Source organism: Streptomyces aurantiacus (assembly GCF_001418335.1).
GTDB lineage: Bacteria > Actinomycetota > Actinomycetes > Streptomycetales > Streptomycetaceae > Streptomyces > Streptomyces aurantiacus.
Genome location: NZ_LIPP01000270.1, coordinates 1 through 7,467, shown reverse-complemented (window position 1 = coordinate 7,467; position 7,467 = coordinate 1). Strand labels below are relative to the sequence as shown.

Sequence of the window (7,467 nt, the reverse complement as noted above, 5' to 3'; positions counted from 1 at the left end):
GGAGATCGCCGAGACCGGTTCGCCCTCGATCCGGCCGAGGAAGAACCCGTCGGGCTCCTGGGCGAAGAAGCACGGCCCGTCCGACACCCCGGGGTCCCCCCCCTCGTCCCCCGCCCACGCCCGGATCACCGGCCAGTCGGCGAGCGAGGCCTGGGTGACGACGAGGCCTTCGGGGTTCGGCGAGGTCATCGATGCGCTCCGTTCGTGGGGAGAGGGGAAGAGGGGGAAGAAGAGAGGGAAGAGGTCTCGGCGGTGTGCGCACCGCCCCAGGTGACGGTTCGCGGAAAACCGTGGCCCGGGCCGGTGCGCCCGTGGGTTCGCGTCAGCGCCCGGCGGCCCGGCGCTCGGACCGCCGTACGGCGGCGGTGGGCCGGAAGCGGCGGTACAGCGCGGCTCCGCCCAGCATCAGCGCGGCGCCGGCGGCGACCGTCGGGCCCATCAGGTCCGTACCGGTGCGGGCGAGGGTCGCCTCGGTGGCTCCCTGCGGCAGGATGCGCGGCGCGGCCTCGGGCTCCACCGGGTCGGCCGCGTCGGCCGGTTTCACGGGCGGCTTCGACGGCGTGGCCGGGTGGTGCGGCCGGTCGCCGGACGTGTTCGTGGATTCGTTGCCCACGGCGGGGTTGCCGATGCCGACGACATTCACCGAGTTGCCGGTGACGTTCACGGGGAGATCGACCGGGAGCGCCACACCATTGCCGGAGATCAGGCCCGGTGAGCCCTTCGCAGCGCCCTCGGCGACCGTGCCGGCGGATCCCTTGTGCCCGCCTGCCGTGCCGCTTCCCTTGCCGTGGCCTTTACCGCCGCCCCTACCGTCGCCCTCGTCGGCGCAACTGTTGCCCGCCGCGGGGTCGAGGAGTCCGACCACGTTCACGGTGTTCCCGCACGCGTTCACCGGAACGTGTACCGGGAGGTGAAGGGTGTTGCCGGAGATCACGCCGGGCGAGTGGGCCGAGGCTCCGTCGGCCGCGGAGTCCGCGTACGCCGGCGTCGTCACGGCCACGGCGCCGGAGGCGGCGGCCGCGATGATCAAACCATTTCGGGCAACCCGTTTCATAGGTTCCCTGCCTTCCAGACACGGTCGCGGGCGGTCGCCCGCACCGGTCAAACGCGGGCAACCCACGCGGGTTATGGCCCGTCCGCCCTTGACCACCCCTTCGAGCGGATGCCGATCGAAGCGCCGTTCGAAGCGCGGTTCGAGCGGCACAGGATAGGGCCTGCGTGGCCGCTTCGCTCGCCGAGAGGCGTGGCCGGAGGAGCCCCCTTATCGTGATCGAGGGGGAATCCCGGCTGCGGGCCGGGGCGTCCCGGGAGGCCTGATGCTGCCAACGCAACGACGCCGCGCCTTCACCTGCGCCATGACGATGGCCCTGCTCGGAGCAGGGCTGCCGTCGGTGGCCGCGGCTGCCGCAGACCGTTCCGACCTGTCCCATTTCTACGACCAGAGAATCAAGTGGTCGGCCTGTGCCGGCGACGGGCTGCCCGAGGGTTTGCAGTGCGGAAAGGTGACGGTTCCCCTCGACTACGCGAACCCCGCCGACGGGACGCTCGACCTGGCCATGGCCAGGTTCCGGGCGACCGGCAAGTCCAGAGGTTCGGTGCTGCTGAACTTCGGTGGGCCCGGTGGGCCGGGAGTCAGTGAACTCTCCGGCGGCGGCAAGGACTTCATGGGTCTCACGAATGGCTACGACGTGGTGACCTTCGACCCGCGCGGCGTCGGCCGAAGCTCCCCGGTGAGCTGCGGCGACAGCACGGACGAGGCCATGGGATCCACCGACGTCGACCCCGACGACCCCGACGACCGCGCGGAGGCCGAGTCGGAGGCGGACGAGAGCGCCGACGTCCGGGCCGCTCTCGACGTGCTGCGAAAGGTCGCCAAGGACTGCGCGGATCACTCGGGTCCTGTGCTGGAGCACATCGGCACGGTCGACGCCTCGCGCGACCTCGACGTGATGCGCGCGGCCGTGGGCGACAAGAAGCTCAACTACCTCGGCTTCTCGTACGGAACGCGGCTGGGCGCGGTGTACGCGGCGAAGTTCCCCAAGAAGACGGGCCGCATGGTCCTCGACGGCGTGGACACCCTCACCGAACCGCTGAGCGAGCAGGGCATCATCGGCGCCCAGGGCCAGCAGACCGCCCTGGAGGACTTCCTCGACTGGTGCGCGGAGGACGTCAACTGCGCGTTCGGCCAGGACCCGCGCTCGGCCCGGGAGGAGGTGGTCCGGCTGATCCGCTCGCTGGACGAGGACCCGGTGCCGTCCGACTTCGGCATACCGTTCTCCGGCCAGGACCTGGTGGGCGCCATGGGGCAGGCCCTCTACAGCAAGGAGCTGTGGCCGGCCCTCTCGCGGGCACTCACGTCCCTGGTCCAGGACGGGGACACGCGGGGCATCATGGGGTTCCACAGCGGCGGCAGCAAGGTACCCGGAACCGGCGGACACGCCCGGAACGAAGACAGAAACGGGAACGGGAACAGGGACGAGGGCGGCGGTGGAAGCGGAGACCGGGACGGGGGCCTCGTCGACGAGGGAGACATCCCCCTCGACAACCTCCCGGCCGCGCTGATGGCCATCAACTGCGCCGACGATCCCGACCGGCCCACCGCGCACCAGATCACCGAGAACCTCCGCAAGCTGCGCGCCAAGTACGAGCAGGCGTCGCCGGTCTTCGGCCGGTACCGGCTCGCCGAGGCCCTGATGTGCTACGGCCGCCCCAAGGGCACCTCGTACATCCGCGACGAGGTACGGGACGTCGACACGTCGGAGATGCTCCTCGTCGGCACCCGCGGTGACCCGGCGACCCCGTACCGCTGGACCACGGAGACGGCGGATCGGCTCGGCCCGTCGGCCGTCGTCCTCGACAACAAGGGCGAGGGCCACACCGGTTACGCCTCCTCGAAATGCGTGCACCGAAAGGTCGACGACTTCCTGCTGTACGGACGACTGCCTGCCGACGGCAGCTCGTGCGGCTCGGAGGAGTGAGGCGCCTTGCCATGAGGGCGGTGGGGTCGTGGGGGCCGCATGGTCAGGGAGACGTGGGACACGGGCATTGCCCCTGCCGCGCCGAGCGGCTAGGAAGATCACATGACTCACTCCCCGCTCCCGGTCTGCGGCCCCGAGGGCCCCTTGCGCGCCACGACCCCCGAGCGGGTTCCGGCCCCCGTACGAGCCGTGCTCTTCGACTTCGGCGGCACGCTCTTCCAGGTCGGCACGTACGCGGACCGGATCCGCACCGTGCTCCGGCGGCCCGTCGGCGAGCGGGAGATGGACCGGCTACTGGACGGGCTGGAGACAGGACTCACCGACCCGCAGGTGGTCGAGGCGCAGCGCGGGCGCGATGTGTCGTCGCGGGCGCACCGGCACGCCTTCACCACCTGGTACGCGTCGGTGCCGGAGCTGGCGCCCCACGCGGACGCGCTCTACGCGCAGTTGCGGGCGCCGGAGCACTGGGTGCCGTACGCGGACACCGGGTCCACGCTCGCGCGGCTGACCGGCGGGGGAATCGCACTCGGCGTGGTCAGTGACGTGGGCTGGGACCTGCGGGCGACGTTCGCGCACCACGGTCTCGATCAGCACATCTCGTCGTGGGTGCACTCCTACGCCCACGACACGGAGAAACCCGACCCGGTGCTCTTCGGACACGCCTGCCGCGAACTGGGGGTCAGCCCCGCCGAGACGCTGATGGTGGGTGACCATCCGGCCAAGGACGGCGGGGCGGCCGGTGCCGGACTACGTGCCTATGTGCTGCCCGCCGGAGCGGCCCCGGGGGCGCACCGGGGCCTGGACGCGGTGCTGCGGCTGGCCGGGGTGAGTTCTGATGCATAGGCGAGGACACCCGCACATATACTCACCGAACGCATGTCCGGCTGGACGTCGAGCACGCCGGGCGCTATGTCAATTCACTTGTCCGGCCCGCGACTTGAAAGTCGGGCCCGCGTACTGAGATCGTCCCCGTCAGGGGCTCCGCAAGGACTGCGGCATACGCCACAGGCATGACCGAGTCGCGTGTTGCCAAATCCCTTACAGCGCGTCGCAGGCTGTGCAACAGTCGTAACGGTCCTTCCTTCTGCCTTGGTCGTACCGTGCCTGTATCGGAGTACGTCATGCCGTCCCATCTCTCGGCGGACCACCCGGCCGCCCAGCCGCCTCCGCGCGGCTCGGTCGACGCGCTCATCTCGCAGACGCGTCGGCTGCGGGGCGACATGGACGCCGTACGACGCGACGCGCCGGCCGACGGCACGGACCCGGAAGGACGCTGGCAGCGCGCCCTGTGCGATCTGGCGATGCACCAACTCAACGACCTGGACGCGCACTTGGCGCAGCTGAGGGACGGCCCTCCGCCCGTGCCCGTCGAGCCCGAAGCGGCGCCTCCCGCCGTACGAGCCGTGCCGGCCGCGTCCTCCCCGCACGGCTCGCTGATCAGCCGGGTCGGCAGTGCCGAGTGGAACCTCCTCACGGACGAGGCGAGTTGGTCCGGTGAGCTCTACCGGATCGTCGGCCGGGACCCCGCCGCTCCCCCGCTCACCCTCGACGAACTGCCCTCCGTCGTCCTCGACGAGGACCGTCCGAGGCTGACCTCGATGGTCACGGACTGTCTGATCGACGCCAAGCCGATCGACGGCGAGTTCCGCATGCTGCGGCCCGACGGCGACGTACGGACCGTGCACATGATGGGCGAGCCCGTGCTCGACGTGGACGGCAGCACCGTCTCCATGTGGGCCGTGCTGCGTGACGTCAGTGAGCTGCGGCGCAGTCAGCGGACCGTCAGCGAGACCCGCGACTCGCTGCAGCGTCAACGGCATGTCGCGCAGACCGAGCATCGCCTCGCGGTCGAGCTGCAGGAAGCCGTTCTGCCACCCTGGCGAGGTTCCCTCCTCCCTGAACAGGGCCCGGGAACACTGGAGCTCGCCGCCCGCTATCTCCCCTCCTCGACCAGCGCACTGATCGGCGGCGACTGGTACGACGCCTTCGAACTGCCCGGCGGTGACACGCTGTTGAGCGCGGGCGACCTCACCGGCCACGGGGTCACCGTCACCTCGGGCGTGGCGATGCTGCTCGGGGCGCTGCGCGGCATGGCCGTGGCGGGCACCGAGCCCGGCCGGCTCATGACATGGCTCAACCAGCTGTTCGACGCCTCGGCCCGGCCGACGCTGGGCAGCGCGGTGTGCTGCCGCTACCGGCCGCAGAGCCGGACCCTTGTCTGGGCGCAGGCGGGACACCCCGCCCCGCTGCTGTTCCGCAACGGGACGGGGCGCACGCTGACCCCGCCGGCCGGCGTGCTGCTCGGCGCCACCTCGGGTGCCGTCTACGGGCAGGCGGAAGAGCCCCTGGAGCCGGGCGACCTACTGCTCCTGCACACCGACGGACTGGCCCCCCTGCGAGAGGGGTCCTCCCGTCCGGCCGCGGCCCACACCGGGCGCCCGGACCTCATCGACACCGATGACACCGGTGGCACCGTCGAGACCGGGGAAGGCGCCGCGGCCGTCAGCCGTCTCCTCGGCCTGGCCCCCCGCTTCGGCGAGGCCCGCACCGCCCAGGACTGCGTACGGACGGTGGTGGAGGAGTTCGGCGAGACGGAACGCGCGGACGACGCCTGCGTCCTCGTGGCCCGGGTCACCACCTGAGTCATCGGCTGAGCCATCGACGCACGGGCCCGTTATGCCCGTGCGTTGTTGGTGCCCCTCTGCTTCAACGAACCCTTGGGCATCGAGAGTTTGATCTCCTCCCGCAGATCGTGGATCTTCGGATAGCTGGAGTACTGCCCCGTCAGCCGGTACATCTCACGGAGCCGGTCCCAGGTGCGATGGGACGAGTTCGAACCCATCGACGTCAGGGCCAGCCGTGCGTACCGGTCGGCCTGCTCGGGATCGTCGGCGATGAAGCAGGCCGAGGCGAGCGAGATGTGGTCGAAGATCTGCGACCGGTTCCGGCCCTTCTCCCGTAGTGCCAAGGCCTCCTTCGCATGGCGCTGCGCGACGGCGGCCGCGGCCGGTTCGTGCTCGGCGAGTGTCCGGTAGGCCAGGGCCTGCATCCCGTGCATGTCCGCCTCGTCGAACAGCTGCATCCAACTCGGCGGCGGCACGTCACCGCTGTCCGAGACGAAGAGGTCCTCCGCCTCGCCCAGTGTGCGCCGCATGGCCTGGCCCTTGCCCATCGACGCCTGCGCCCAGGCCTCGATGGTGCGGAGCATGGCCTGCGTACGAGGCAGGACCTCGTCGCCGGATCCCGACTTGGCGAGCTTCATGAGGTCGAGCGCGTCGTCGGGCCGGCCGAGGTGCACCATCTGACGGGCCGCTCGGGAGAGCGCCTCGCCCGCGCGGGGCCGGTCACCGCCTTCTCGGGCCGCGTGCGCGGCGATGATGAAGTACTTCTGAGCCGTGGGCTCCAGGCCGACGTCGTGCGACATCCAGCCCGCGAGGACGGCGAGGTTGGCGGCGACGCCCCACAGGCGCCGCTGCAGATGGTCGGGATGTCGGTAGGAGAGCATGCCTCCCACCTCGTTGAGCTGTCCTACGACAGCCTTTCGTTGCAGGCCGCCACCGCGGGCCGCGTCCCAGGCCCGGAACACCTCGACAGAGCGCTCCAGTTCCTCGATCTCCTGCGACCCGATGGGGGCGGCCTCGTAGCGGTCGAACCCGGCGGGGTCGGCGTGCAGGGGATGGTCGGTTTCCGGAGCGTCGGCCGCGAGGGCCGGATCGGTGTGCAGCCACTCGTGCATGGAGCTGCTGATTGCGGATCCTGCGGCGAGCGCGGCGCCCGCACCCACCAAGCCGCGTCGGTTGAGCATGAGGTCCATTCCCGTGAATTCGGTGAGGACCGCGGCAGTCCGCTCGGGCGCCCACGGCACACCGTCGGGATGTTCCGCACTCCCGCCGCTCTGCCGTTTCCCCGTACGCCCGTGCCGGACCAGACCGAGATCCTCCATGGTCACGACACGGCCGAGACGCTCGGTGAACAGGGCTGCCAGCACCCGCGGCACCGGATCGCGCGGGATCTCTCCCATGTCGATCCACCGCCGCACTCTCGAAGTGTCGGTCGCCAGCTGGGGGTGGCCCATGGCCGCCGCCTGCCGGTTGACCATCCTCGCGAGTTCGCCCTTGGACCAGCCGGCCAGGCCGAACAGGTCCGACAGACGGGTGTTGGGTTGTCCGCTCACGTCAAGCCCCCAGGTTCTCGGCTGAGTTGACAGTAACCGTCCGACAGTTGCTGAGCGACTATTCGCCAGGGTTCGCCAGGGCACGCCAGATGGTGTGCCAGTGGGCGCCGGGTGTCAGGTAGGAACGCGCCACCCCGACCCGGTCGCCGAGGGACATTCCCCAGGGTGTACCGGTGTGACCGGGGCGGGTGACGCGGTAACTCGCCGGCACACGAAGGGATCTGTCTCGCCCATGTACACAGCATCGTCCTCCGTGTCCGCCCCACCCCGGTCGCTGCACGCCCGCCCCGGAGGCGGCGGCCCCTACCTCGACCC

General features: G+C 70.9%; 5 protein-coding genes and 1 pseudogene. 3 read left to right on the top strand and 3 right to left on the bottom strand.

The genetic code is table 11. The features are described from left to right. Positions 1-189, bottom strand: a pseudogene (locus AOK01_RS30485) (GNAT family N-acetyltransferase); the annotation flags it as partial. A 133-nt stretch (positions 190-322) separates the two neighbouring features. Next, positions 323-1,054, bottom strand: coding sequence for a chaplin (locus AOK01_RS30480; RefSeq protein ID WP_107099963.1), 732 nt, complete (start codon positions 1,052-1,054; stop codon positions 323-325). 262 nt (positions 1,055-1,316) lie between these two features. Between AOK01_RS30480 and AOK01_RS30475 the strand changes: the two genes are divergently transcribed. The 3 genes from AOK01_RS30475 (at position 1,317) to AOK01_RS30465 (ending at position 5,620) form a co-directional block, all read left to right on the top strand. Then, positions 1,317-2,978 carry an alpha/beta hydrolase gene (locus AOK01_RS30475; RefSeq protein WP_055517327.1) on the top strand — a complete coding sequence of 554 codons (1,662 nt, stop codon included), beginning with the start codon at positions 1,317-1,319 and terminating at the stop codon, positions 2,976-2,978. Between the two features lie 102 nt (positions 2,979-3,080). Continuing rightward, a complete protein-coding gene (locus tag AOK01_RS30470) occupies positions 3,081-3,821 on the top strand; it encodes an HAD family hydrolase (RefSeq protein WP_055517326.1) in 741 nt (246 codons plus the stop codon). A 278-nt stretch (positions 3,822-4,099) separates the two neighbouring features. Then, complete coding sequence (locus AOK01_RS30465; protein WP_055517324.1) at positions 4,100-5,620, top strand: PP2C family protein-serine/threonine phosphatase; 1,521 nt, start codon at positions 4,100-4,102, stop codon at positions 5,618-5,620. A gap of 32 nt (positions 5,621-5,652) precedes the next feature. On the opposite strand, the gene AOK01_RS30460 is transcribed toward AOK01_RS30465, so the two are convergent. Beyond that, positions 5,653-7,152 carry a DNA-binding protein NsdB gene (locus AOK01_RS30460; RefSeq protein WP_055517323.1) on the bottom strand — a complete coding sequence of 500 codons (1,500 nt, stop codon included), beginning with the start codon at positions 7,150-7,152 and terminating at the stop codon, positions 5,653-5,655. Between the last annotated feature and the right edge of the window lie 315 nt (positions 7,153-7,467).

What these genes read in the sequence shown, in the direction of transcription:
- AOK01_RS30470 (WP_055517326.1), top strand. Translation starts at nt 3,081, where the DNA reads ATGACTCACTCCCCGCTCCCGGTCTGCGGCCCCGAGGGCCCCTTGCGC.
- AOK01_RS30475 (WP_055517327.1), top strand. Translation starts at nt 1,317, where the DNA reads ATGCTGCCAACGCAACGACGCCGCGCCTTCACCTGCGCCATGACGATG.
- AOK01_RS30480 (WP_107099963.1), bottom strand. Translation starts at nt 1,054, where the DNA reads ATGAAACGGGTTGCCCGAAATGGTTTGATCATCGCGGCCGCCGCCTCC.
- AOK01_RS30465 (WP_055517324.1), top strand. Translation starts at nt 4,100, where the DNA reads ATGCCGTCCCATCTCTCGGCGGACCACCCGGCCGCCCAGCCGCCTCCG.